This window comes from Methanobrevibacter boviskoreani JH1 (assembly GCF_000320505.1).
Classification (GTDB): Archaea; Methanobacteriota; Methanobacteria; order Methanobacteriales; family Methanobacteriaceae; genus Methanarmilla; species Methanarmilla boviskoreani.
On the sequence record NZ_BAGX02000020.1, the window covers coordinates 31,508 to 58,158 of the forward strand.

The 26,651-nt window shown below is 28.8% G+C and carries 26 protein-coding genes; 6 read left to right on the forward strand and 20 right to left on the reverse strand.

Features of this window, described 5'->3' with window-relative positions; all coding sequences use genetic code 11:
* Positions 1–45 precede the first annotated feature (45 nt).
* The 15 genes from ON24_RS04180 to ON24_RS04250 form a co-directional block, all read right to left on the reverse strand.
* Positions 46–717, reverse strand: coding sequence for a precorrin-2 dehydrogenase/sirohydrochlorin ferrochelatase family protein (locus ON24_RS04180; RefSeq protein WP_040682060.1), 672 nt, complete (start codon positions 715–717; stop codon positions 46–48).
* A gap of 53 nt (positions 718–770) precedes the next feature.
* The gene (locus tag ON24_RS04185) at positions 771–1,262 is read right to left on the reverse strand and encodes a methanogenesis marker 9 domain-containing protein (RefSeq protein ID WP_016359049.1); all 492 of its coding nucleotides are present in this window, start codon (positions 1,260–1,262) and stop codon (positions 771–773) included.
* A gap of 320 nt (positions 1,263–1,582) precedes the next feature.
* Positions 1,583–3,193, reverse strand: a complete 1,611-nt coding sequence (atwA, locus tag ON24_RS04190; RefSeq protein ID WP_016359050.1) for a methyl coenzyme M reductase system, component A2 — start codon at positions 3,191–3,193, stop codon at positions 1,583–1,585.
* A 502-nt stretch (positions 3,194–3,695) separates the two neighbouring features.
* A complete protein-coding gene (locus ON24_RS04195) occupies positions 3,696–4,406 on the reverse strand; it encodes an MJ0144 family RNA dihydrouridine synthase-like protein (RefSeq protein WP_040682061.1) in 711 nt (236 codons plus the stop codon).
* 130 nt (positions 4,407–4,536) lie between these two features.
* Positions 4,537–5,298, reverse strand: coding sequence for a GTP cyclohydrolase III (locus tag ON24_RS04200; protein WP_016359052.1), 762 nt, complete (start codon positions 5,296–5,298; stop codon positions 4,537–4,539).
* A gap of 165 nt (positions 5,299–5,463) precedes the next feature.
* Positions 5,464–6,375 (reverse strand): 2-phospho-L-lactate transferase, encoded by a 912-nt coding sequence (gene cofD / locus ON24_RS04205; protein ID WP_040682062.1) that lies wholly within the window; start codon positions 6,373–6,375, stop codon positions 5,464–5,466.
* 137 nt (positions 6,376–6,512) lie between these two features.
* Positions 6,513–7,007 carry a hypothetical protein gene (locus tag ON24_RS04210; protein WP_040682063.1) on the reverse strand — a complete coding sequence of 165 codons (495 nt, stop codon included), beginning with the start codon at positions 7,005–7,007 and terminating at the stop codon, positions 6,513–6,515.
* Between the two features lie 27 nt (positions 7,008–7,034).
* Positions 7,035–7,505, reverse strand: coding sequence for a hypothetical protein (locus tag ON24_RS04215; protein WP_040682064.1), 471 nt, complete (start codon positions 7,503–7,505; stop codon positions 7,035–7,037).
* Positions 7,506–7,651: 146 nt separating this feature from the next.
* A complete protein-coding gene (locus ON24_RS04220; RefSeq protein WP_040682065.1) occupies positions 7,652–8,416 on the reverse strand; it encodes a coenzyme F420-0:L-glutamate ligase in 765 nt (254 codons plus the stop codon).
* A 197-nt stretch (positions 8,417–8,613) separates the two neighbouring features.
* The gene (locus ON24_RS04225; RefSeq protein ID WP_040682066.1) at positions 8,614–9,246 is read right to left on the reverse strand and encodes an IMP cyclohydrolase; all 633 of its coding nucleotides are present in this window, start codon (positions 9,244–9,246) and stop codon (positions 8,614–8,616) included.
* Between the two features lie 260 nt (positions 9,247–9,506).
* A complete protein-coding gene (locus ON24_RS04230) occupies positions 9,507–9,935 on the reverse strand; it encodes a biopolymer transporter ExbD (RefSeq protein ID WP_040682067.1) in 429 nt (142 codons plus the stop codon).
* Positions 9,936–9,962: 27 nt separating this feature from the next.
* Positions 9,963–10,802, reverse strand: coding sequence for a MotA/TolQ/ExbB proton channel family protein (locus ON24_RS04235; RefSeq protein ID WP_016359059.1), 840 nt, complete (start codon positions 10,800–10,802; stop codon positions 9,963–9,965).
* Positions 10,803–11,093: 291 nt separating this feature from the next.
* Complete coding sequence (gene rnhB, locus ON24_RS04240; protein WP_040682068.1) at positions 11,094–11,717, reverse strand: ribonuclease HII; 624 nt, start codon at positions 11,715–11,717, stop codon at positions 11,094–11,096.
* A gap of 122 nt (positions 11,718–11,839) precedes the next feature.
* Positions 11,840–12,913: a rod shape-determining protein gene (locus ON24_RS04245; protein ID WP_016359061.1), complete on the reverse strand. Its 1,074-nt coding sequence runs from the start codon at positions 12,911–12,913 to the stop codon at positions 11,840–11,842.
* 1 nt (position 12,914) lies between these two features.
* Positions 12,915–13,565 carry a hypothetical protein gene (locus ON24_RS04250; protein WP_040682069.1) on the reverse strand — a complete coding sequence of 217 codons (651 nt, stop codon included), beginning with the start codon at positions 13,563–13,565 and terminating at the stop codon, positions 12,915–12,917.
* A 564-nt stretch (positions 13,566–14,129) separates the two neighbouring features.
* Between ON24_RS04250 and ON24_RS04255 the strand changes: the two genes are divergently transcribed.
* The 4 genes from ON24_RS04255 (at position 14,130) to ON24_RS04270 (ending at position 17,707) form a co-directional block, all read left to right on the forward strand.
* Positions 14,130–14,816 carry an archaetidylserine synthase gene (locus ON24_RS04255; RefSeq protein WP_040682070.1) on the forward strand — a complete coding sequence of 229 codons (687 nt, stop codon included), beginning with the start codon at positions 14,130–14,132 and terminating at the stop codon, positions 14,814–14,816.
* A gap of 58 nt (positions 14,817–14,874) precedes the next feature.
* Positions 14,875–16,524 carry a hypothetical protein gene (locus tag ON24_RS04260; protein WP_050553548.1) on the forward strand — a complete coding sequence of 550 codons (1,650 nt, stop codon included), beginning with the start codon at positions 14,875–14,877 and terminating at the stop codon, positions 16,522–16,524.
* 81 nt (positions 16,525–16,605) lie between these two features.
* Positions 16,606–17,328: a class E sortase gene (locus ON24_RS04265; RefSeq protein WP_040682071.1), complete on the forward strand. Its 723-nt coding sequence runs from the start codon at positions 16,606–16,608 to the stop codon at positions 17,326–17,328.
* Positions 17,329–17,332: 4 nt separating this feature from the next.
* Positions 17,333–17,707 (forward strand): dihydroneopterin aldolase family protein, encoded by a 375-nt coding sequence (locus ON24_RS04270; RefSeq protein ID WP_016359066.1) that lies wholly within the window; start codon positions 17,333–17,335, stop codon positions 17,705–17,707.
* Positions 17,708–18,007: 300 nt separating this feature from the next.
* On the opposite strand, the gene mfnA is transcribed toward ON24_RS04270, so the two are convergent.
* The 3 genes from mfnA to rplJ form a co-directional block, all read right to left on the reverse strand.
* Entirely contained in the window at positions 18,008–19,171 is a 1,164-nt protein-coding gene (gene mfnA, locus ON24_RS04275; protein ID WP_040682072.1) for a tyrosine decarboxylase MfnA, read from the reverse strand.
* A 210-nt stretch (positions 19,172–19,381) separates the two neighbouring features.
* Positions 19,382–21,664 (reverse strand): phosphoenolpyruvate synthase, encoded by a 2,283-nt coding sequence (gene ppsA, locus ON24_RS04280; protein ID WP_016359068.1) that lies wholly within the window; start codon positions 21,662–21,664, stop codon positions 19,382–19,384.
* A gap of 170 nt (positions 21,665–21,834) precedes the next feature.
* A complete protein-coding gene (gene rplJ / locus ON24_RS04285; RefSeq protein WP_304412215.1) occupies positions 21,835–22,323 on the reverse strand; it encodes a 50S ribosomal protein L16 in 489 nt (162 codons plus the stop codon).
* Between the two features lie 428 nt (positions 22,324–22,751).
* Here rplJ and ON24_RS04290 point away from each other — a divergent pair, with 428 nt between their 5' ends.
* Together ON24_RS04290 and ON24_RS04295 are read left to right on the forward strand one after the other, a co-directional pair.
* Positions 22,752–22,985 (forward strand): KEOPS complex subunit Pcc1, encoded by a 234-nt coding sequence (locus tag ON24_RS04290; RefSeq protein ID WP_016359070.1) that lies wholly within the window; start codon positions 22,752–22,754, stop codon positions 22,983–22,985.
* Positions 22,986–23,365: 380 nt separating this feature from the next.
* A complete protein-coding gene (locus ON24_RS04295) occupies positions 23,366–24,340 on the forward strand; it encodes an LIM domain-containing protein (protein ID WP_040682073.1) in 975 nt (324 codons plus the stop codon).
* 434 nt (positions 24,341–24,774) lie between these two features.
* On the opposite strand, the gene ON24_RS04300 is transcribed toward ON24_RS04295, so the two are convergent.
* On the reverse strand, positions 24,775–25,512 hold the full coding sequence (locus ON24_RS04300; RefSeq protein ID WP_016359072.1) for a peptidylprolyl isomerase: 738 nt from the start codon (positions 25,510–25,512) through the stop codon (positions 24,775–24,777).
* Positions 25,503–26,642 (reverse strand): nucleotidyltransferase family protein, encoded by a 1,140-nt coding sequence (locus ON24_RS04305; protein WP_040682074.1) that lies wholly within the window; start codon positions 26,640–26,642, stop codon positions 25,503–25,505. Before ON24_RS04305 ends, ON24_RS04300 begins: the two co-directional genes overlap by 10 nt.
* Positions 26,643–26,651: the final 9 nt, after the last annotated feature.

Sequence of the window (26,651 nt, forward strand, 5' to 3'; positions counted from 1 at the left end):
AAAAAACTTTATTATTTTAGTTAATAAATAAAAAGGATAAAAATATTATAAATCATCTATAAAAGATTTAACCTCGATTTTAGCGTTGTTCAGTTCTTTATTCTTTAACAAATCCCTGATTTTAGGATCATCCAAAATTTCATACAATATTTTCCTACGTTTTTTTGAATCACTTACCTTAGATTTAAGAAGCTTTCTTGCAAAATCTTGAAGTTCAATCTCCATTATATCCTCGTCACTGACAATAGATTGAATCTTTTTACGTAATGTTTTAGCCATAAGAGGACTTTTACCACTGGTATAGATAGAAAATTCAATATCCCCAATGAAAAAACTAGTGGGAACTATAACATTTCCAGAACTTGGATTGTCTGCCCTATTAAGAAGTTTGTTCTGTGATATTGAGGAGGTATAATCTGCAAGGGCATAATCACCAGTTGCGATAATTACAAAATCAGCTTTATTAACCTCAGACAATACAATATTCTTATTTTCCAAAAAATATTTATCATAATTCTCGTCATCATCAATATTTGTATGAATCTTAACAAGTCGAGCCCCTTTATCAAGAATTTCGGAATTTAAACTGTCACCTGCCAAAACAACATTAGCATTTTTATCCAAAAAACTATTAGCCCTACGGCAAGCCACCTCACCAGTTCCTAAAATAAAAACATTCTTATCAGAAACATCAAAATAAAGACTTAAATAAGCCATAACAAACACTTAATATAAAATTTTTCTAAAAAAAATAAAAAAAATTAATACAATTAATCTTCAACCTCATCCTTTAACTCTTTAACCCTTAAAACTTTAACGGCCATTCTTAAATCATTGTTACAATCATTTAATACTTTTTCAGCCTGATTAGAATCTATGTTAAAAGCATGAACGAGAGCCTCTACATTTTCATTATCATTGGATTTATTGCCCTTTCCAACAATTTCCTCTGCCATCTGTTTTTTCAATGTAAGATATTCATCTACACTCATGTCAATGCTACGCATAGACATATCCCTTAAAGGACATGGTTTAGAAGGTTTACAACACCAGACTAAAGAACCGAAACAGGTTCCCGGTCCTTCCCCCAATCTAGTTTCCTTTGCATATTTATTTTTTATCTCAATATATTCCTGTGGTGTAATACCTACCTCATTTAATGCATTTAAAATTGGGCATGGTTTAACTGGAGGACAACAAAAAGCTAATCCTCTTACATCTCCTCCCCTACAAATATGTGACGGTGCATTTTCCCAAGTCATTTAATTCCTCCAAAAAACTCTTAACAATCATTAAGATAAGATTTATTTAATTAATTTAAATTAATTCATCATATATTTTATAATTTATTAAAACAATAAACAATCCACTAAAAGATTACCTAGATAAACTCCATTTATCTTTATTAAAATTTCTAATAAATAATCTACCAAGCAATCATTCATAATATTAAAAACATAATTAATTATATTTTAAACTTATTTATAAAATTATTGTTAAATTTCAAATTATTAATTAATTTTAAAAGAATATAAAAAATAGTAATAGATTAAAAAAAAGTAAAAGTTAAAAATTAAACATTCTATTCTTGATTTCTTAACATGTCCTCTTTTTCAGATGAAGTAAGTTCTCCGACAATTTCTTTAGGAGTTCCTTCACTTATTATTTGACCATTTCTCATTAAAACCGCACGGTCACATACATCTAAAACAAAGTCCATATCGTGAGAAACAATTACAAATGTTTGTTTAAGTTCATCTCTTGCTTTTAATATAGAATCAGTTACAATAACCCTTGTAATTGGATCCATAGTACCTGTAGGCTCATCAAGAATAATTATATTAGGTTCCTTAATAAGTACCTGAGCAATTGCCACCCTGTGCTTTTCACCGGCACTTAATTCATCTGGATATTTATTTAATATTTCTGCAGATTGCTCCTGTGAGAATCCTACAGATTCAAGTACATGAAGTGCTTGCATCTTAGCAAACTCTGCAGGCAATTCTAAACTAATAGCATCGGACAAGTTTCCAAGAACATCCCTATAAGGGTATAATGAAAACTCCTGATGTAACAAACCGATATATGGAACAGCACGACCTCTAGCCATTGGACCTGGTTGACTCATATCTACCCAATCATCACCAACTTTGATCTCGACTTTACCTGAACTTGGATCAGTTAAACCAGCAATCATTTTGGTCAAAGTAGTTTTTCCAGAACCACTTAATCCTACAATACCCATAATTTCTTCCTGGTTAACTTCCAAAGTCACTCCGTCAACAGATTTAACTATACCTCTATCAATTGAATAATAATGTTTTTTAATATCATCAATCTTTATAATTGGACCGCCAATTTCATGATCCTCGACTTTTTGAGGTAAAGGCACAATCTTTAAGAATTCCTCAACAATTTCTGTAGGTTCTCCGGATTTATAGATTTCTCCGTTTTCTAGCCAGATAACTTTATCTGCTAATTTTTCCATAACTTCCGGCCAGTGAGAAGTAATTACCATAGTAATTCCATTTTCTTTAACGGATTCCTTTAAGTTTTCATGGAGTGTTTCTGCTGTTTGTGGATCAAGAGTACCTGTAGGTTCATCAGCCAAGAACAACATAGGATTTTTAGCAATCTGTCTTGATAATACTACCCTTTGTTTTTCTCCACCACTTAAATCACGTGCAATATGGGTGATTCTGTGACTCATTTCAACTTTATCTAAGATATCTATAGCCCTGTATAAATTCTCCTCATAATGTTCATTGTCATCATCATCCATAGCCTTAAGTACATTTTCGATAACTGTTGCCTCATCATATAAAGCAAAGTTTCTTTGTAACATAATAGCTATACGTCTTTTAAGGGCATGATATTGTAACCTATCAGTATCCCACATATTAATGTCTTTTGATTCAAGTGTTTTTCCACATTTTGGACATTTTTCACCGGCTTTTGAAGGGGATTCGACATGTAAACAATCAGGACATACTGCAACATGGAAAATTACATCTCCATCATCTGGAGCATATTCTTTGGTACCACGTAACATATTAATTAAAACAGATTTACCTGAACCACTACGTCCCAAAATTCCAAGTGTTTCACCTTCATCTATTTCAACATTAATGTTTTTAAGAACTTGAACACCATTAAAGGATTTGTTTATATTTTTAAGAGTAATAAACTTCATTGATTCACCTTTTAATACCTATAATTATTAAAATAATCATCACTAGAAAAAAATATATATAATCTATAATAATTTCTCTTACATATACTTTAAATATTCTTATTTATAAAAATTTCTAAAAATCGAAAAAATTAAAATTTCTAAAAATTGAAAAAAATAGGAAATACAAAATATACATCAAGATATAATTAAATTAAAGAATTTAAAATATCTTATAAAAGATTTACAATAGTATTATTAAAATTTAAAAAAATCAATTTAATATAACCCCGTTATAAAATTTTGAAAATTGACAAATTAATAAAAATTTTAATTATTTTTAAAAAAAAGTTCGTTAAATATCAAATAAATAAATTTAAAATAATAAATCAAAGATTAAATAAAAACAATAATTCTTAAGAAAAATAAACAAAACAAAGCAAATAAAAAGATATCAAAATAAAATAGAGTCGAATTTATAAAAAGATGTTAAAGTTAGAATATAATAGTGAATCGAAAAACCTTAAAGATCTTTTAGATTAAAATCCATTTTACCACTAATAGCTGCACGAGCAATAGAAAAACCATCGGCACCTGCATTTAACATTTCCCTTGCTTTTTCTAGACTATTAATAGAATTATTTCCAATTAGATAAATATTAGTATTTTCTGATATATTTTTGACCAAATCTAAATCTGCCTTGAAAACACCATTTTTCATAGCATCCAAATGAAGATAATCAGCACCTGCATCTTCTATTAACTGAGCAATTTCTAGATTATTTACCCCATCAACATTTCCCCTCATTTTTACAGATACTTCTGATTTACTTTTAGATGAGATCTCTTTAATATAATCCTTTAAATCTGGTCTTTTAAGCATTGCTTGACCACAATCAATATTCTGCAATTCCTCTTGTCTGCAATGACAGTTTATTTCCACTATATCAACGGAAGGTATTTTACTAATATCTATAATATTCTTAGTCTGAGTAGATCTAAGATTAACGGAAACCTTGACGTTATCATCATATTGTTTAATCTTTAAACTCTCTTTTTCAATATACTGATAAACTTGATTAAGAGGTATATTAAATTCAGCCCTTCCCCTTTGAATTATTTTATAACCTGCATCAATCGTTTTCTCGTCAACATTAAATCCACCTAATGTTACCGTATCAAATCCATAGGGGATTAATTTTAATGCAAAGTCACCATCATTAATTCCTGCCATCGGTGCTAGAACCTTAATAAATAAAACGCTCCTAAAAAAAATTAGTTTATTAATTGAATTTAAAAATTATTTAAAAAAAAGCCATATGAAAAAAATAATAATATAATGGAATAATATGACATAGGTTTAATTAGCAACCTTTTTCAATAACTTCAGTCCATTTTGCATTATTACCTTTTCTAATTTTTCTTAAACCTAAATCAGCCATATATGCTGCATCTTCAGCATTTTTACCTCGACCAATTCCTGCTTTAAGTGTAATTCCTATTTCTTCATCAATCTCTTTTAATATATCAATAATATCTTGTTCAGATAATCCATTACATGGAGCCATAAAATTATCTCCACCAATGAAGAACAATAAAGATCCCCTTTTAATTAACTTAGTCATTAAATAATGTTGTGCTTTATTTACCATAAAATTAGTGTCAAAAGCAGATTCCTTATCTGTTAAGGTTTCAGTGACACTATTAATATCAACATGTGCAACTTGAACATAACCCTCATCCTCATTAGCAAGGGAATCGATAGCCAATATCTCTTTTCTATCGGAAGACTGTGCCCCACCTTCTTTTTGTAAAGCCATAGTTGCTAATCTTTGTGCTTCATGAGGTGTTTTTGCTGCACCAACACCCATACTAATTGTTATAGGATATCTATTTCTAATAGATCTTTGGATTCTTAAATGGTCTTCTTTATTAATACCATTTGTAATAGCCAACATATTGTCAAACCTTGTAAAGAATACAAGACCTTTTTTAGTTGCAAATTGTCTTTGTACATCTGCAAATAACTCTGACTGTAAAATTTGAAGGTCAGATTCATTACGAGGTCTTGGAGTTACTGTCCAAGGACCATAATTATCAATTTGTATCAATGTCATTTGAATCATATTATTCACCGTTAATAATTATATAATATTTATAGTATATAATTATTTTAGTTAAAGCTAAATTCATAAAGTTTATATTTAATAAATGATTTTGTAAAATCTAGAAATGTTATTAATAAAAATAAAATATTTTTAAATAAACCTAAGTTCTATAAAATTTTTGATTTAATCATTTCTAGACTTTAATATAAAATTAGCTAAATCCTTTTTAATATCTAAAGACTTCATCATAGTGTTAGTTACTCCAACATCCCCCACAATATCTTTAATTTTTAAAGACAAGTCCTTATCCTCATTATCTATGATTAACTTATCTACAAAGTCCTTATACATCTCCGCAACACCAATTGCAGATACATCATAACCTAATGCATTCATAAATTTACCTGCAGGACCACTGACAGGTTCAGTGCCTACAATAGGAGATACTGCCACAACATATTTGTCCCTTAAAGCTTCCCTAACACCATCAATAGATACAATAGGCATGATTGAAGTAATTGGATTAGATGGTCCAATAATAACCATCTCGGATTTTTCAATAGTTTCAATAAGTTCTGGAGCGGGAGGAACATCAGAGTAAACCACATCTTTAACTATAGGTTTACATTGTTTCTCTATTAAGAACTCATGAAAATCAAGTTGACCAATATCTGTTTCAATAACAATGTCAGAATCAACATCACTCATAGGAATGACCTTAGATTCAATACCCAAATATTTTCTTTGAATATCGACTATCTCAGATAAGCTGTAACCCTCTTCCAACATTAATGTTTTCTGAATCATAGTAGCCCTATCTCTATCTCCTATCCTAATCTTCTCAGGGGTTCCCATTTTCTCAAGATATTCGCTTGTGATATAGGTATCTCCCTTAATGCCATACCAGAATTCCTCGTCAATCATGTCTTTTAAAGTATAAAGAACAACATCAATGTCACCACTTACATATACCCCTGAGAAATAATTATTCTCCACAGTATTTACAATAATACTTAAATCCTTTAAATCTACAACTTCTTTCAAACCTTGAATCAATTTTGGAGTTCCGGTTCCTCCAGACAATACACAAATCATACTTTCACTTTTTATTTAATTTAAACACAAAATTAAAAATTTATTAAATATAAACTATAATAAAATAAAATCCATACAATCCCAGTAATTTAAATTTTAATGAAAAACATTTACTAAACTATTTAAATAACAAAGCTTTAGTCAAAAAGCACTGAGGATCTTATTATAAAATCTTTACTTCCACATTTTGGACAGTTTTTAAATCTTGAAAAGGAACTAGGGATATTTTTACCACAATTAGGACATTCAATAAGATCACCATATTTTTTAGATTTTAATTGACCATTCAAATTATCAGAAATTTGATATTCTTCAAAAGAATCACCATTTATGAAAGACACTGTTATAAGCTCATTTCCCTCATAGTTATCTAAAATAAAATTAGCTATTTCCCCTTCATTTATTCCAAATTCATTTTCAGAGATAACAAATCTTTTAACCATAGATTGACAGTTATTACAATAAGTAATATAAACATGTCCATTGACCTTACCTGCAATAAAATTAGAGGCCCACATACCTAAAGATAATTCCTCTACTTTCATAGATTCAAAATCCAAACAGAATATGGTACTAGTTTCTGTTACTTCAAATCCACAATCCTCACAAAAATAAACCGTAGATTGACCCATTCCATCACCCTCTTGGAAAATCAATAATTAGTCTTTAAAAATACATGGTATAAATTTATCTAAAGCATTACTTCCACATTTAGGACAATATTCCAATTGAGATATTCTTATTGGAATTTCTCCATTACATTTAGGACATTCTATTTTAGAATCCTTATCATAAACTTCCTTAAAAAATCCATATTCATTAGTTTTTATAAATGGATTGTTTTCTATTGTAAAAACCTTAGAAGGTTTATCTGATAAATCATTGATTAAACTGAGTAGATCATCTGAATTTTCATTGGATTTTTCAATAATATAAAATTTAACAATACTTTTACAGCTATTACAATAAGATGTGAAAACCCTTCCATGAATTTCATACTTTAAGATATTAGGATAGAAATTAATACTTGTTTCTACAAGTTTATCCGGATTATTTTCTATATAGAAAATTTTATCGGAATCATTAATCCCATATCCACAATCGTTACATGTAATCTGAACATTGCTCACAAGAATACCCTAAGTTATATTTGATAGATAAAAATAGACATTTAACAGAATAATAAAAAAATTCCTTTCATTCGATAAATAAGAAAAGTTAAATTTGAATTGGATTAATAAAATTAAAAAGTATTTGAGAAAATCAAATACCTATCTTAATTTCTAAATACATCGAATTCTTTTGGACGAAGTAATGGATGAATGTCACTATCCTCATTTCTTAAGGTATCAAATGCACTAAAACCTCTAATTATAACAACAGGTAAACCCTCATCAGCCTGACCTTGGATTAGAGATGCTGAGGCAGCAAGTTCATCAGCTGTAGCAACCTCGGTTGTTTGAAGTTCACGGCCATAAAGATCCTTTTCACCTTTTCTTTTCCATAATGGATCTATTCCTGAGCATCCGAGAGCCACTCCAACAGCACCTACCCTAAATGCCCTGCCTTGAGTATCGGTAACTATCACAGCTAACTCTTCACCAGTTTCCTTTTCCAATTGTTCCCTAATTTTTTTTGCAGACAAATCTGCATTTTCAGGAACAGGAGTTGCAAGACCATCACCAACATTTGATTCATCAATACCTGAATTTGCACATACAAAACCTTGTTTTGTTTCGGTTATAACAAAGTCAGGACCTACTTCAACTACCTCTCTTGCTTCCTGTATAATTGCCTCAACCAATTTAGAATCTTTTTTAGATTTTTTAGCAATCAATATCGCATCTTCAGATGGTAGGATATCACCTAATTTAATAACATTACCTTCGGATTTAGAGACCAATGTTTCAGCAACTAAAATAATATCCCCATGTTGAAGTGTTTCACCTTGTTCTTTTAAAGCATTTAAGATTAAATCCGCAATATTATCTCCTTCTTTAACTAAAGGAATTCCTTTTAAACCAAATAATTCTATGCTCATAATATCATCACTTTAAAATTAATAGATTATTTATAAATTCTATTTTTTAAAAGTTTCTATTTATTCTGATTTATAAAATAGCTAGAATCAACTATTAATGAAATGTTATTTTAAAAAACTAGTTTAAATATAAAATTATAAAAAACAAGGAAAAAATAAAAATAAGTTTTATTCATTTGCTAAGCAAATAAATCAGTCTAAAGTTTAGGTGACAATGCAACAGTATCCCATTTACCGTCATAGACAGAGGCAACAGAACTTACCGGATGTTCAAAGTCAGCGAATACTCCCTGATTGAAAATGTATTGTGCAGCCTCTTTGCTTGTAGATGCATCATATTCAACCATATGAGGTTCTTGATGTTCATAGACAGAAATATATGCTGCCTTACCATATTCCAATTTTTCAACACGGATTTTAGAATCGGTGACAATTCCAACATATGCCTCATACTTATCCTCATCTGTAGTGTTTTTTACGACACCAGCAATTCTTGGAGTATGATAATCATCCTTTTCATAGTCCATAGTTAAAAGAGAATATGCAAGGCTATCGCGGATATTCATACCTAGGGCTAACTTGTCTGCAATTACATCTGTCTGTGAACCATTTGAGACAATAGCCAAATCATCTACAATTCTAATACAATTATATGTTATATATGGATTTTCAAAAATATCCTTCTCAAAACCTTCTTTTGGAACAATAGCTGCTTCCTGACCAAATACCTTAGCCTCTCTATTTGGAAAATGGCGGCTTGATAATCTATATGCAACAAAAGGTTTTCCATCAACATTCATACCTAAAGATAAGATTCTTCCTAAATACATTAAATACCTCCAGATTAAAAAGTAATAATCAAGGTTAGATTTATTCTATAAAATATTTATTATTTTCTTTAAAAAAAACTTATTTATAAAATTTAGAAAACCGTTTTCATAATAAGATACTTACTTTTAAAAAAAATAGATAAATAAAAAATTTAATTCCGAAATCATACAATGAAACTAAAATTAGCTAAAATAGTCATTTATAAAAAAAATATAACAAAAATTAAAAAAAAAGATAAAGATAATTGATTAATAATCAATCAACCTGAATTCTGCTCTGAAGGGTTTCTTACAGCTTTATCAGGAGAAAAACCTGCAGGAGTAGTAATGTAAATTGTTTTAGCCTTGTTATCTACGTTAATATTTCCTTCATCGATTACCTTCGCATGAATAGCGATCGAATCATCCTGAATATCTGCAGACATATCCTGACCATTAACCACTACCTTTTGAAGTCCATTAACTGGAAAAATATAATATTCGGAATTTCCACTTGTATCTGTTACATTTGGTTTACCAGTAGCATCGGAAGCTTGTTGAGAATCTGATACATCAGCTGTACCTGCAAAACTACTGGTAACGATCACAAATATTAAAATGGTAAATAAAATATCAATAAAAGGAACTAAGTTAATATTAAGTTTATCTTCTTTCAATCTTTCCTTCCTTGATTTAATATCTAAACTCATCTTATCACGACTTTTAAGTCCAATCAATTATTGTTTAAGTTTACTTTCAACTATCTCAGAACCAACATTACACATCTCTAAGATAATATTACTAATACTTTTCTCTAACATACTTGGTTTAAAGGAGATTTGAATGTTAGCATCAGGTTCAGATATTTCACGGACATTAACAATACCTTCACCTTCCTGTAATGATTGAATTACACAAGGTAAATTCTCGGTTACCCTGATTTTTGCTACGGCATAATTCCAATTAGTCATTTTAGTAGCCAATTCAATCTTATCCATTTCCCTTTCAATCAATATTTTAATATAAGTATATAAAGGAGTTAAAACAATAGCTACAGTCAAACCTGCAATAGTAGTAATCAGTGCAGTATAGATACCTCTAGCCATAGCAGTTGGATCAGGATTTACCCCCAATGATCCAAATGTCATCCAAATACCGATAACAGTACCTATTAAACCTAAAAATGGAGCAAGTTCAATAATAGTCTTTATAGTATCTAACCCTTTAGTCATTTTACTGGTTTCTACAATAAAAATCTGTTCCATACTTTCTTCAACTTCGGTTTTGTTTTTATAACCAATCTTCAAAGCTTCAGAAATAATTCTAGAAACAGGGTTTTTGTATGGACTAATTTCCTTTAAAGCTTCAATAGCTCCTCCTCTTTCCATGGCAACAGACACTACCCCCATAATCTCAGTAGCATCTATATCACTAATCTTCCTAAGATAATTGACCTTTTGAAGTGAAGTGATAAATCCCCAAATTCCTATAAAAGTAATAATATAGGTAATGATACCTCCTTGTTGGAAGAAATCAACAAAACCAGATATTAAACCAGTAATTGCTTCTATTATCATTATTTTCCTCTCTAAAATTAAATGTTATAATTTAAATTATAAAATTAAATTAAATTAATTAAAAAAATATAATACAGATATAAATATCTCATTATTTATTTAAATAGATTTTCTTTACACTCAACAAAATAACAGAATAGAACAAAGCAAATTAGAATATTCAAAGACTAGGACAAAATTCAATCTTTAGATTTGAAGAGACACTTAAATATCAAATCAATTATTATCATTTATAAAAACATAATTTCATCCAAATCCCGTCAAAATAAAAAAAACATGTTAAAAAATTTATTACTCTTTCATTTTTCTAACAGTATTCCAGGATCTTCTTACAAAATCTGGAAGATTATCATATTCAAAATTAGATAAAAATTTCTTTGTATTAGGATCACTTGGATAACCAGAGCCAATTCCCCCTATATCAACATAATCCCTATTGATTTCTTCAATAATCTGATCCCTTTTAAATTTAGCAATTATTGACGCTGCTGCAACCTGAATATGATTGGTATCTGCCTTATGCTCCGCAATAACCTTCGTATCCTCTCCAACTTTCTCTTGAACTTCCCTTTGAAAACGCAATGGTTTTACATCAACCGCATCTATGATAACCTCTTCGGGTTTTAATCTTTCAATAAGCTTTATCATTCCAATTTTTTCAATTTCATTAAGATTTACATCTTTAGCCCTTAGATTATCAATATCCTTAGCACTTATAACCACAGTATCATATTCAAACATTTTAGATAGTTTACGAGCCAATACCTGCCTTCTTTTAGGTGTAAGTTTTTTAGAATCTTTGACACCCATTCTTTCAAGTACATGGTTCATTTTTTCCGGAACTATAACCCCTGCAATTACCATAGGACCTAATACCGGACCTCTTCCTGCTTCATCAACACCCATTATATCCATATAAATACCTTAATACATGATAGAAAATTAATAAAAAAAATAAAAAATCTAGTTAAAACTAGTTAAAATAAAATAAAAAGTAGAATTAAAAAAATAAAGAATAAGAAAAATAGATAAAAAATCTATTTCATAGCTCGAAGACGTACTTCAGGTTCTAATGCTAATGGTTCTGCTGCAACAATAGCTGTACCTTTAGCAACTACAGTCATTGGATCATCTGAAATGGTAATAGGTACTCCAACTTCATCATAAATCCTTTCTTTAAGACCACGTAATCTTGAAGTTCCCCCAACAGCTACTGAATTTTTATAAACACCCATAATTAATTCTGGAGATAATCTTTCAAAGATTAAATTTAATCCGTCAACAATATTTTGAATTACAGGTTCTACAGCATCTGCAACAAGCATGGAATCAATAACGATTTTTTTAGGTCTGTTTGTTTCTAATGATTTACCTACAACCTCAACAGATAAGTTTTCTAAGGTTTCACTACAGTGAATCATACCAACTTCCATTTTAGCAGCTTCTGCATCATGAATACCAATAGCGACATTGTATTTTTCAGCAATTAAATCCACGATTCTGTTATCAATATCGTCTCCACCAAACCTTACGGTTTCAATATCTGTAATTCCACCAAGTGAAATTACTACTAAATCGGTGGATCCTGCACCAATATCAATAATCATAATACCATTAGGTTCAGCAATAGGTAATCCTGCACCAATAGCTGCTGCTAATCCTTCACTAATAACAATAACTTCATCAGCACCAGCTTTTCTTCCAATTTCTTCTGCTGCGTTTTTTTCTACTTCTGAGGAATCCCCTGGAATACCAATAACAATTCTTCCAACATTTTCTCCCTCATTAATACCTATTTCAATTGCTTTAATAAGTAAAGATTGAGCTTGAACAATATTTTCAATAACTCCTTTTTTAAGAGGTCTTACTGCAACAATATCCCCTGGTGTTCTTCCTAACATCCTTTTAGCTTCTTCTCCAACAGCTAAAACTGATGTATTATCATCTTTTTTAACAGCGACAACAGATGGAATTTGATATAAATCAAATTTATCGCCAGCAGGTTTTGCAATTACAGTATTTAATGTACCTAAATCTATACCTAAACAATTATTAACGGTTGATTCAACTGGGGAATCTTTAACATCATCATTATTTCCAAAAATGCTCATATTAAGCCTCCATGTCAATATCTTTAAAATCTATTACAAATATTTTATTTGAAGTGGCAATATCTTGAACTGTATCTACATCTTTATCTTTATCAACAGATATAAGAATTGTTTTTAAAACAACTTCACTTACATTAAACAGTGGGTTAAATGCCTCCTTTAGGAACTTAGGTAATTTAACTTTGGAATTTATATCTGTTTCAATAAAACCAGTAGTTTGATCATCTAATAATATACCAAATTGAACTCTAGCTCTTTCTATCTTAGCTACAGATTGACGGACAGTATCCTCAGGACCTACCATGACCATAAGGTTAGGTTTTTGCTTAACATAATCTGGAGTAATTTTAATATATGCCCCTCCACCTTCTTTACAATCTGCAGAAAGCTTTTCTATAATATAAGAATTACCATACAACATGATAAAATCAAATTTTTTGTTGACTCTCTCATCTTCTAAAGTTACATGCTCTCTAAATAGAATCTTAACTCTATCCCTAGAAGATATAGCATCATATGCAATGTCATCTATTAACTTATCATTACCAGCCATTACACACCATAACTTTTCGGAAGCAACTTTTTCCTCTGATTCCTCATCATTGGTTATTCTTGCAGCTCTTCTTAAGGCTTGAATACTATCTTCAATCATCGTATACACACAGAAAACTATTTTTTCAGTAATTATATTGTAAATCTAATAATTAAACATTAAAACTTACTTAAATTCATTTTCCTGCAATTTAAACAAAATATAAAAACTACAAAAAAATAAAAAATCATTTATTAATAGACTATTATATTATTATAATGTTAATACATTATATATATTTAATGATTTAAAAAATTAATCAAATAAATATATATTATTAATCTTTATAAATTAAAATTTAAATCTAGAAAATACTAAAAAATAGGAAAAATAAAAGGGATATTTCAGTAAATAACCTACTAATTTTTATAAAACTAAGAAAATAAATATAAATTAAGTATTTTATCCATTTTTTTATAATTTTACAATAATGAAAATCAGGATTTTAAAAAAAATTTACATCAAATAATTTTAAAAAATGATAAAAAAATTATAAAGATAAAATAGAAATTAAATTGAATATAAATCAAATATTTATTACTAAATTTAAAACATGACAAAGATTTAAAAATCTAATAAAAAAGATTAATAACCGATTTTTAAAATATTTAAGAAGGAGTCATAATGAAAACTAATGAAACAGGAATGAGACATTTTATTTCAATACCTGATTTTATTTCATTATTGAATATGTCATCAGGTTTTCTATCTATAATCTGTGCATTAAATAATAATTTAACCTTATCAGGATTATTAATTATTTTAGCAATGTTTTTTGACTCAATAGATGGTTGGATAGCTAGAAAAATAGGTAGAAATGATAGTTATGGATTTGGAAAAAACATTGATTCCCTATCCGATGCTATTTCATTTGGTGCAGCTCCTGCAATATTATTCTATTCAATAAACTCAAATATCAACCTGAAATTATCCATCATTACACTATGTATAAGTTTATTTATGGTAATCTGTGGAGTTCTTAGACTAACCAGATATAATGTAATAGCAGATAAAACAGACTTTAAAGGATTTATAGGTTTTCCTATCCCCGGAATAGGATTCATTTTAGCCACATTCTATTTAAGTGGATTATACAATATTTACATTGGAATGGTTCTAATGATTATTGTATCAGTCCTTATGATTAGTAATGTAAGATATCCTAAATTTGGAAACATACCGGTTTTATCAATTGCATTAATATTAGTCATATTAATGATATTTAAACTACCACTAATTTATGGAATAAATATACCTGCATTGATTTTACTTTTAATAACATTATCCTATCTTATTAGAAATATTTTCTAAATTCAATATTTTTTTATATTTACCTATAAAATGTTTCATTCCCTAAGGGTTTGGTAACATGGGTAAATTAAATAAACAGCAATCATTAAAACCATTAAAGAAAAAGAAAAAGAAAAAGAAAGGTTTACTTAATAGGATTACTGATTTTATAAATGATTTTTTCTCAATAAATAATGATGAAAATCTGGAAAAATCACATGAAAATTCAAACTATGATACTTTTTTTGAATATAGTGACTTTAACAATAGATTAAGTTATGAGGAATATTTAGAAAATGAATTTCTTAGAAAATATAATGATAAAACTAAAAGGCATAAAAATAAAGAAGTCCCAACAAGAAGCACCACTGAAAAAAATGATATGGAATATCTAAATAAACCTAAAAATAGAGAAGTCCCCACATTAAACACTACTGAAAAAAATGATATGGAATATCTAAATAAACCTAAAAATAGAGAAGTCCCCACATTAAACACTACTGAAAAAAATGATATGGAATATCTAAATAAACCTCAAAAGAAAAGTCAAAAGTCGAAAAGTTTTAAGGATTCCCTAATGTCAAGGATTAATGAATATGAAAAAACAGGACATTTCGGATTCGATCTAAAAAATGATGAGAAAAAAATCATCGGAATACTAATTTTTACAATAATCTTCTGTGTAATCCTAGGTGGGGCATACTATTTCTTCATATTTGAACCAATGAACGAAGAGCTGAATAATGAGAAAATTGCCAAAATAGATCAAATTCACTCATTATTTAAAGGGCCCCTAGCAGATGCAAAAGAGGTGGAAGTTTTAGAGGACAGTATAAATAATTGTAATACCAGTTACCAGGTAAAGAATGTTGATGTTTTAAGGCCAGCTACTGCCCTGTGGAGAGATTATCAATATAAGAATATTAATGAAAGCAAAGACGTTGCAAATAGAGTAATTTTAAGTTATGAAAATAATAAAACAGAACATAGTATAATTAGTGCAGATGAAGCCATTAAAATAGTTCAAGACAATGACGGAACCGTTCTATCCAATATCAAATTTAAAAAACCAGATACAGTTGCAGTGCCTATTGAAATTTCAAGGCTCCAGGCAGGAAACGGTTTGATAAAAACAGGTAGTAAAATTGATATTTATTCAATAAATTCAAGTGACTATTCAAATAATGAGGGATATAATGAAAGCTATAATGAAAATACAAATAGCAGCCCTAATTTGACAGATGAAAATACAAATCAATCTACCACTATTACTACAGATAATATAAATTCAGAAAATAGTGAAATTTCAGATAAAAATCCTAAAATAAGCGGTTGTACAGTACTTGCAATAATGAGGTCCAAAGATAGTGGTACAATAAATAGGAAGAATGAGGAATTAAAGACCATCAATACAAATAACAAAAATTTATCTAATGAAAGATCATACACATACACCCAAGATGTAGAGGAAACTTTAAAAGAAGAGGCAAGTGGAGAGTATAGTGATGAGGAAACAGATTATGCATTAAATAATTACGGACTTAAATTATCAGATTATGAGAGAATATCAAATATTGGGGAATTAGACTGCCAATACTTAATATTAGTTGAAGTCCCACGTGAAGATGTGCAATTCATATTAGATAATATGGACCATTTGGTTTTAACAATCCCAGTAGATAACGGACCAAATTGGATGATTGAAGAGATTAAACAATCCGACAATTAAATAAAAAATATAGAAATAAATTAGAAATGTTTATAAAAAAAATAAGATATAAATTAATTTAAAAATTCAGGATTAAATAATATGAAAAAAACAACAATTATAGTGATAATTGCTTTATTGATTATTGGATTATATGCTGCAACTGAGACCACATATTATTCCAGTAAAGTTATATTAGAATCTAACGTAGATTCTCCTGTTATTCTAATCCCCAAAATAGGTGTAAATGAAAAGATTAATAATCATTCAATTTCTGAAGGGGTTTATCATGAAAATCTTTCAAGTGATCCGACATATGGTGATGTATTGCTATTTGGTCATAGAACATTGTTAGGTTCCCCATTTTTACGTTTAAATGAACTTAAAAAAGGAGACATTGTTACATTAGAGTGGCCGGGAATTGGTGAGGCGAATTATACCATCTATAATCAAACAATAGTTCCTGCCGATGCAAAGATAGACATTAGCAATAATACTCAAAGGATAATCCTCGTAACATGTAACCCAATTGGTTCTACATCAGAAAGATTAATCTGTGAAGGTAATTTAACAAGTAAAGGCCCACTAAAAGAAGAGACTATAAAAGATAACCCCCATAAAGATTATGGAATCTATATTACACTCGGATTTTTACTATTTGGTTTATTAATATCATTTGTATATAAAGATGATAGAAAGTACATATTAACTACTGTGTTAATCATAACGGCATTTTTAGTTTATTGTATTATACAGCCACAATCTGTAAATATATTTACCTCACAGATTGAATTTATTAATCAGATATTTACATTAGGAGTTTAATAATATGGACGTTAATGAAAAGTATTTCTCAAATATTACTTCAAGAGAAAGAGCTATATTTGAGGGAGCAATTACAATGGGTGCATTGTTTCATCAATTTGTAGGAACACCTGTTAACAAAGATTCCAAAGAAAGCTTAGAGAATGCAATCAAAGAATCTTTAGAACTACAACCTGCAATAGAAAAGGTTGATGCAAAAATTGATTTAAATAGATTAAATGACGCGTTAAGTGATTTTGAATATACCTCATTAAGTGGGGATATGTTAGATATTAGAATACATACCAGAGTGGACAATGTCAAAGCAATCATTAGAATAGAGTTTATTGAAGAGTTAAATTATCCATTAATGTATGTTGAGGATATTGAAGAATTATAATAAATATCAATTTATTTAATTCTTTACCATTATCCATTAAATCATAGATTGTAAAATATCATATTTCCAATTAATTCTAACTTTAAATAACACTTGTTTTATTTCCTAACTATTTTATAAAAAATGTAAATACTTATTTTTTAAAATTAGATAAAATTAGATTAAATAAACTTATTTTTAATATAAAATATTTTAATAAGAAGATTTGAAATTTTTTCAATAAAAATAGAAACAATAGAAAAGATTAATAAGACTTATTTTCAAAAAAGTGAAAAAAAATTTAATAAAAAGCAAAAATAGTTAGATATTATAGGAGATAGCTTTTAAATCAACAAGCAAATCCCTAATATTATCACGGCTAATATGTTTCATTACAATAACACGAATAGCTTTAGGATAGAATGAAGTTGAAACTCTCCAACCCCTTTGTTCAAGTAAATCTGCCAAATAGTCAGTGTCAATATCTTTATGATAAAAAGCAACAATATTTAACTGAGGTTCAACTACAAGATCATAGCCAATATCTTCAAGACCTTCTTTTAACATCATAGTTTTATCCATAACATCTAATGCTAATTTTCTATAACCTTCCCGACCTAAAGATTCCATTACTGCAAGTGTGGCAGCGGAAGATGCTCCACTACGAGTTCCAACAATAGTAGATTGCTCTTTTTTAGTAAGATATGGGGCTTTTACAGCCATGACATCCAAATATTTTTTATCCCTAAATAGAATACATCCTGAAGGGATTACAGAAAGACCCATCTTATGTGGATCAATAGTCATAGAACAGACAGCATCTAAAGAGAAATCAAATTTAGGAAAATCATATCCTTCTTCTTTTAAAAACGGAATTACAAAGCCACCGAATGCTGCATCAACATGTAAATATATATCATGTTTTTTAGCAATCTCAGCAATCTCTTCAACATTATCTATCAAACCCAATTCGGTAGTACCTGCAATAGCCACAATAACTGCAGTATTCTTATTGATCTTGTTTTCTAAAGAATTAACATCAATCAAATAACCATCCATATCTGCTTCAACTACTTTCATACCAAACATGTCTGCAGCTTTTTTAAATGAAAAATGAGCAGACTTAGGCACTATCATTTCCGGTTCTGTAATATTTTTATAACGTCTTGCATAATTACGGGCAGCCCTCATAGCCATAAGATTTGCTTCGGTACCACCAGTAACTATATGACCATATGGATCATCAATAGAAACTAATGAACCAATCATTTTTATAGCTTTATCTTCAATAGCTTTTGTACCTGGAAATAGACCAGGATCACCTAAATTAGAATTAATAAATTTATAAAATACTTCTTTAGCAATAGGTTCGGCCTCGGTACACATTGAACCAAGAATTCTACCATCGGAATATTTCATATCCTTTTCCTGATATTGTTCTAATTCTTCAAATATTTCCTCTTTAGATTTAGGTTTTCTATCCATAAAATTACCTTAAAAATAATTAATTAAAAAAAGTTAAAATGAGCCCTACAAAAATCCCATACCACTAACAGTAGACCCAAATTGAATAAATAACTAATTTTTACAAAATTAAATAAAAAAAATAAATAATTGTTTAAGATAATTAAAAAAATTAAGATAAATAATTATTATTTAAATAAAAAAAATAAGAATCAGATGATTCTTACCAAATTATAATTTTTTTCTTGCAGCATCAAGAATGATTTTTTTCTCAGCTTTAGCAACAGTACGTCTTACATCAGCAATAGCATCGGTATTAGATGAAACACTAGTAATTCCAAATCCTACTAATTTTTCAACTATATGAGGTACACTACCCGCTTGACCGCAAATACTACAAGTTACACCGTTTTCAACACAGATTTTAATTGTTCTTTCAATTAATTTCATTACTGCAGGATGCTCTTCAGTATAGTTTTTAGCAACAAATTCATTGTTACGATCAATAGCTAAAGTATATTGAGTTAAGTCATTAGTTCCTAAACTTACAAAGTCAATTCCTTCTTCAATATAATCTTCAATAGTTAATGCTGCTGCAGGGGTTTCAACCATCATTCCAAATGCAACATCCTTCTGAGGAATAAGACCTACTTCAGCACATAATTCCTTAGCCTTTCTAAGTTCTGAAACACTTTGTGACAATGGAATCATAATACCTAGATTAGTGTAACCCTTTTCATGAAGTTTTTTAATAGCCTTAAACTCACATTTAATAATCTCAGGTTCATCTAATTCTCTTCTAATTCCTCTCCAACCTAACATTGGGTTATGTTCCACTGGTTCGTTTTCTCCACCCTCTAATGTTACAAACTCATCAGTAGGTGCATCCATGGTCCTATACCAAACCGGCTTAGGATAAAACTCATCAGCTACTTTAACAATATCATTTACTAGTTTATCAACAAGTTCATCCTCTTTTCCATCAGTAATGAATTTTTTAGGATGGACTCCAAGACCTAACATCATATGTTCAGCTCTAAGCAAACCTACACCATCTGCGCCGGTAGCTGCAGCTCTTTTAGCAGCTTCAGGCATACTTACATTTACTTTTACATCAGTAACAGTAATTATTGGAGCAGTTACATTTTGAACTGTTTGGTTTGATACATTTGAGGATGCCTCTTCCTCTGCCTCAAGAAGTCCTTCATAAACTAAACCTTTTTTACCGTCTATAGTGACTTCCTGTTTATCATTTAATACATTGGTAGCTTCACCTGTACCTACTACACAAGGAATTCCAAGTTCCCTTGATATGATGGATGCATGGCATGTTACTCCTCCCTCATCAGTAATAATTCCAGAGGATTTTCTCATTGCAGGAACCATATCAGGAGTGGTCATGGTAGTTACCATTATGTCTCCATCTTCAATTTTATCTAATTCATCTAAATCAAGAATGATCTTTACAGAACCAGATGCCATTCCAGGACTTGCACCTAATCCCTTAATAATAACATCTAAATCAGCAGTAGAATCTGATTTTTCAATGTTATTATCTAATGTTGTAATAGGACGAGCTTGTAATAAGTAAAGTCTTCCTTTTTCAATTGCCCATTCGGTATCCATAGGTTGACCATAATGGTTTTCAATTGTTTTACCCATTTCAACTAGATTGTTTAAATCTTCATCGGATAAAACTCTTTCATTACGTTTTTCTTCAGGAACATTTACTCTAATACTTGTACCATTCTCATCATTTGTATACATGTATTTCTTATCACTAACAATGAGATTTTCAATCTTGTTATTAGCCTTATTTACATCATAATGATCAGGGGTGACATCACCAGATACAACTGCCTCACCAAGTCCCCATGAACTTTCAATCATAGCGACTTGTTCACCGGTAGATGGATTTACAGTAAACATGACTCCGGATTTCTCTGCTTGAACCATTTGTTGGACGCATACTGCAATATATACCTTATCATGGTCAAAATTATTTTCTTCTCTGTAAAAAATAGCTCTTGCTTCAAATAAAGAAGCCCATACTTTTTGAACATATTCCACTACTTCATCTACACCTTTAACATGTAAATAAGTATCTTGTTGACCTGCAAAAGAAGCATCAGGTAAATCCTCTGCAGTAGCAGATGAACGTACAGCAACATCTGCCTCTTCCTCACCAACACTTTCAGATAATTGATTATAAGCTTCAATAATTAAAGTTTTAATATCCATAGGCATTGGAGTATTAACAATGATAGATTTAATTTCATCAGCAGCTTCTTGAAGAGCTTTAGTATCATTAACATCTACATTATCAAGTATATCCATAATAGTTGTATTAATTTCAGTGTCATTCATAAATTTTTCATAAGTTTCAGATGTAATAACAAAACCCGGTGGTACTGGAATACCTGCTTGGGTTAATTCACCTAAGTTTGCACCTTTCCCTCCAGCAATATCAATGTCATCTTTACTTATTTTTTCAAACTTTGCAACATAAACCATCTTTTTGCCTCAAATTGTATTATTATATGAAAATAATATATAAATATTCAATAAAGTTTAAAAATTGTAAAATAACAAGAATTAAGTGGAAATAGGCTTGAATTCTTAATCTCTGAAATTATACAAATTTTAACTGAATGAATAATACTAAATTAAGAATCTTAATAAATTTATAAAACTAACTCTTGACCTTTATCAACAGTAATTCTAGTTCTTGCAGGTAATTTCATAGAAGCCCTTTTTAAAGCTTTTTTAGCAGCTACAAAATTAGCTTTGTTACAGTCAATAGTAATGATTTTTTGACCACGTTTAACAATAGCTTCAACACTAACTGCTTTACCAAATGCATTTCTCATACCACTTTGTACCCTATCTGCACCTGCACCAGTTGCCATAGGATTTTCTCTTACAATTTGATGTGGGTATGTTCTAATTTTTAAGTGGTAACCGAATCTACCAGCTTCTCTAATCATTAATCTGTTAGCTGCAATCCTAGCAGCTTCTAATGAATTATGTGTAATTTCAGCACCTTCTTTAACAGATAAAGTTACTGAAATTGGGAATTCGTCAGTTAAGTTACCCATATCATATTGAACAATTCTTGAATTTGGGGTTTTTCTAATATATTCTCTTCTTGTATAAGCGCGAACCATAATAATCCTCCGATAAAAAATTTGTTAAAAATAACTTCTAATTATTAATGATAAATAGCTAAAAATAAGCTATATAAAATTTAGTAAAATTATAAAAAAATAACATTTACCTTCATTAATTAGATAAGATAATTATTTATATTTACATAACCATTAATAAATGTTATCATAAAATAAGATTATAAGGAAATTTTAATATAAATTTCTACAATATAGATTATTATATTTTATAGTATATTAAGATTTTTACTAATAGGAAATATTTAAAATAATTCTAAAATAATAAAAATTATAAAACAAAAACCAATTAAATTAAAATGATAATAAAAAATATTAAAAATTATCTAAGCTTGTACAATCTTAATTAAAAAATATTAAATTTATTAAAATTAAACTCATAAAAAAGACGATAACAATAAAACATAAGTGATAATATGGAAATTAACTCAGAGTTAACAATCAAATATAAGGATAAAGAATCAGCCAAAATATCATTTGAAAGTTTAAAAGTTGATAATGAGGGATTTGTCAAATCTAAATTGAATAATGATACTGTTGAATTTGAAATAAACAGTGATTCATTAGGATCTTTTTTAAACACAAGTGATGATTTGATTGCATCTGAAATAGTTGTGGAAAAAATAATTACTACTTCTAAAAAAGATTAATTTGTTGCATGTCAAGAATTAGGTTTAATAAATACTTAATCCCTTAAAGATCAATCTTTAAAAATACCATTAAACAAGGGATTGCTTATTAAAATTTTAGATAATGATTAAAAAATAGGGATATTCAACAATATCTGATAACCTTAAACAAGATAAATGGTTTTTAATTAATAATAAAAATAACAGGACATGACAATTTTATTAAAAAAGGAATTATTTTTAAACAAACAATATAAAATTTAGATATTTTACAATAATTTTTTAAATAAAATAAAAAACATAATATTATATATTATCATTTATAAATTTATATAAACACTAAACATATTTATTAAAATATTATTTTTATTGAGCCTTAAAAAAATTAATGGAGATATATTATGAATTGTCATTATCATCCAGATAGAGAAAGTACAAATAAATGTTCTATCTGTGGAAAACCAATCTGTGCCGAATGTGGTATGGAAGTTGGGGGAAATATTCTTTGTAAAGACTGTGTTAACGATTTAATCATGGATAGTTTATCATCAAAAGCATCTGATAAAGTAAATCAGAAAAAAATTGAAGAAGAACCAAATGAAGTCGAAACAATTAAAGAGGAACCTGTAATTAACGATGAAGTTTCTGAAGTAGAGGCAGAACCTATCCAGGAAGATACACCTATTGAAGAGACCACACCACAAGTAGAACCTGACAATGAGGAGGAAATTATTACAAAAAATAATACAGAAGAGGTAAAAACCGATAATTTACAACAGGCTCAAATTAAAAAGGACAATACCATCCATCAAGAATCTCCATCAATGTTCAATAATGATGTAAATTATGAAAATACTGTTCCTTCACATCAGGAAAATTCCAAAAAACAAAAAGCATTAGAAGACAAATATGAGAAGTATCTGGAAGATCTTTATTTTGATGAACCTGAAAAACACGAATTAAGTTTAAAAGAACAACTTGCACAGGATAAAGAACTTGAAAAAATAGCTCCAATTGAAAAGGAAGAAAATAATTATGATAATGAGTTCAATTATTATGACGAGGAGCCATATGATGAGGAACCTGTATATGCACCAAAACCTAAAGTATCTAAAACCCATAATGATTGGGTTCCTGAGAAAGAAAGAAAACCAAGATCATATAAAAGAAATGACTTCCACAGATTACCTAAGAATAAAACTAAAGAACCCTACTCAGTTTTAGATATTCTATTAACCATAATATTAATTATCCTAATATTGTTCGTTGTATTCTATTTAGTTTACTTATTCCTATTATCTAGTACCTATCCAACATTTTTAGATGCATTGATTGGATTAGTTACTAACCCTGGAGAACTATTAGGAAGTTTATAAAAATCAATTCTTTTTTTATTTTTAATTAACTACTATTTTTTATACTATTTTTTAACCAAATCAAATCAAATTTTTAAATAATTATTTTATTGGCTTATCCATTGAGATTCAGATTTATATTAAAATCAATGATTAATGACTTATTTTACGATTACAATTTAATAAATTTAAGATTAAAAACAATAAAATCAGACATAATCGGATATAATTAAAAAAAACTTTAAAAACGGCTTTTTATGTGATTTAATTTAAGAAAAAGATATTTAAATAAAATTTATAAAAGAATCAGGTTAATTATTAAAATAAAACTTAAAAAGTAACCAGTAAAACATTAAACAATAATAAAACAGGTAGATGAAAAAATAGTAACCAAAATAAACATGAAAAAATAGCTGATAAAATAAGTGAATAAAAAAAGAAATTAAAGAATAGATCTATTCTTCAGCTTCTTCTTCCTCTTCGGAATCATTGGTCCTTTTTTCAAAGGTATCAACAAATTGAACTTTGTCTACATCCATGTTATCCCAGATATCTTTTGCTATTCTGAATCTAGCAAGGGTAACATCCATGTAAGATTTTTGATCAAATCTGGTAATTTCATCTAATTTTATGTTAACGGTTTTATCATCAAAGTCAACTTCGGTTTTATCAATATCCATGTTAGGATATGCATAGTGTAATTGAACCATACTTTTTACTTTATCCTCATCATCTTCAATAAGTTCTTCAACTTTAATGTTGTAGTCAAGATGTTTACCTGCTAATTCGTGATTGAAATCAACTTTTACTCTTCCACCACTTACAGTTAAGATTTTTCCGTTTTGACCTTCAGCGGTAATTCTCATACCAGGTACAGGATTCATACCTTGTTTTTTAAATTCCCTCATTGGAACTAATTGAACTAAACTAGGATCTCTTTGACCGAAACCGTTTTCAGGATCAACTTTTACTTCTTTTTCATCTCCAACTTCCATACCTACAACTGCTTCATCAATAGCAGGTAATAAATGATTTCCACCAACGACTATTGGAATTGGAGTGTATTCTTTATTTTGTTGAGCAATTCCTGCTTTTTCTGCAACTTCTTCATAAGTTGTATCAAAAACATCTCCAGTTTCTTCTATTTTTCCAGTAAAGTTAACTTTAATAAAATCTCCATTTTCTATTGCCATAACTCGATTCTCCTATTAGTAATTTTATTTTTAAATTGATCTAACACATCTTCATTCTTATAGTCTAAGATGCGTATAGTATAAGGATATTTTTCAATATAATTATAAATCATATCTTTATTTATTTTAGTTTCCAATATACTTAAAACCCTATGTTTATAATTTGATGAGAAGCCATAAAGTAAAGAATTTTCTAATTGCTCTAAGGTTTCAAAAGGATTTTTTTCACGGGTTTCAATTAATTTAGAAGCTAATTTCTCATTAAATAAGTTTAAAGAAGATAATTCATCAAATGACAAATTATTTGCATTATCTAAAATAGTCTCCCAATCACGAAGATTATGTAAAGGAGCATGACCTAACTTAACCTCTCTTTTTAATACAGAGATCGTTTCTTTAGGCATCATATTCTGAACTTTATCAAAATTATTCTCTTCAACAGATTGACGAATTAAGGTTCCACTTACACCTTCAATACGTTTTACAAAAATAAATTTATTTTTAAAGTCAAAACCTATTTTTTTTAAAGATTTAGAAAAGGACACTATAACATAATTATCCTCTTCCAATTTATCATGCATTATAACTTCGTTAGTATCCATATCAATAATTTTATAAGGTTTAGGTGAAATTCCATGACCTAAACTAATACGATTTAATATATCATCTATACCGTCAAATGGTTTATATCCCCTTGGAATATAATCTGTATTTAAAGCCTGAAACATTTTACATAAACATAAAGAGTATTGTCCGGAACCCATTATACCCATCGGGGGACCTTCCACCACAATATCCGCACCGACATTTACAGCCATCTCCGCTCTTGAACGTCGATGCAATATATAAGGTAAACCTCTACCACTTCTCTCAAACAATCCAGGTACAACTGCAACAAAGATTCCGTCAGGAACATGTTTTTTTGCAATTTTTAAACAATGGAAATGTCCATTATGTAATGGATTATATTCAGTAAAATCGGATATTAAAGGTTTTAAAGACTTTTTATTATAATCATCACCATTATCATCAGATAAACTAGTTTTTTTTGATTGTGATAATTTATAATCATTAAAAAAGGTCTTTCTATCCTTCCTAATAATTTTCTTTACAAAGTCATTTGAAGGCATAATAATATA